Here is a 1,226-nt window from a genome sequence, read left to right on the forward strand (position 1 = left end):
GGCGCGGGCCTGCACCAGCACGTTGCCCAGGGCGGCGGCCTCCACGGGGCCGGCCACCACGGGCAATCCCGTCGCGTCCGCGGTGAGCTGGCAGAGCAGCTCGTTGCGCGCCCCGCCCCCGACCACGTGCACGACGCCGACGTCCTTCCCGGCCAGGCTCGTCGCCTCGCGCACGGCCCAGCGGTAGGCCAGGGCCAGGGAGTCGAGGATGCACCGCACGGTCTCGGCCTGGGACTGCGGCGGGGTCTGGCCCGTGCGGGTCGCGGCGGCGGCGATCCGGGAGGGCATGTCCCCCGGCGGGAGGAACGCGGCGTCGTTCAGATCCACGACGGTGGTCAGGGCGGGGACCTCTGCCGCAGCGGCCAGCAGGTCGGCGAGGTCCGCGGGCAGCCCGGCCTGGCTCCAGGTGCGGATGGACTCCTGCAGCACCCACAGGCCCATGACGTTGCGCAGGTACCGCACGGTGCCGTCGACGCCGAGCTCGTTGGTGAAGTTCGCCGCCCGGCTCGCCTCGGTGAGCACCGGCTGGTCGAGCTCGAGGCCGACGAGGGACCACGTCCCGCACGAGACGTAGGCGAAGTCCGGCTGCTCGGCGGGGATGCCGACCACGGCCGAGGCCGTGTCGTGGGAGCCGACGGCGACGACGGGCAGCTCCGCGTGGTGGCCGATCTCCTCGCGCACGGCAGGCAGCACGGGCCCGAGGCCTTCGCCCGGCTCACGGAGGGCGGGCAGCAGCCCGGGGTCGATGCCCAGGCGCTCGGCGAGGTCGACGGTCCAGGTGCGGGTGGTCGCGTCGAGCAGGCCCGTGGTCGAGGCGTTGGTGACCTCGGCCCCCCGGCTCCCGGTCAGCCAGTAGCCGAGCAGGTCGGGGATCAGCAGCAGCTCCCGGGCGGCGTCGAGCTGCGCACCGCCCTGCTCGGCGAGCAGCTGGAACACGGTGTTGAAGGGCTGCACCTGCAGGCCGGTCCGCGCGTACAGCTCGGTCGCGGGCACCACGGCGAAGGCCCGCTCGGGCATCCCCGTGGTGCGGCCGTCGCGGTAGTTGACGGGGTTGCCGAGCAGCACGCCGTCGGCGTCGAGCAGGCCGTAGTCCACGGCCCAGGAGTCGATGCCGACCGCGTCGAGCCGCCCGGCCTCCCGGGTCGCGGCGCGCAGCCCGTCGAGGATGCCCCGGTACAGGGCCAGGACGTCCCAGTGCAGGCGACGCTGCCCGGCGTCGTCGCGCC

At 75.3% G+C, this 1,226-nt stretch carries 1 protein-coding gene; it reads right to left on the bottom strand.

The features are described 5' to 3' along the window. A partial coding sequence (locus tag L0B03_RS18095) for a rhamnulokinase family protein (protein ID WP_250448427.1) occupies positions 1–1,226 on the bottom strand: 1,226 nt, incomplete at both ends.

Source organism: Actinotalea sp. C106 (assembly GCF_023630195.1).
GTDB lineage: Bacteria > Actinomycetota > Actinomycetes > Actinomycetales > Cellulomonadaceae > Actinotalea.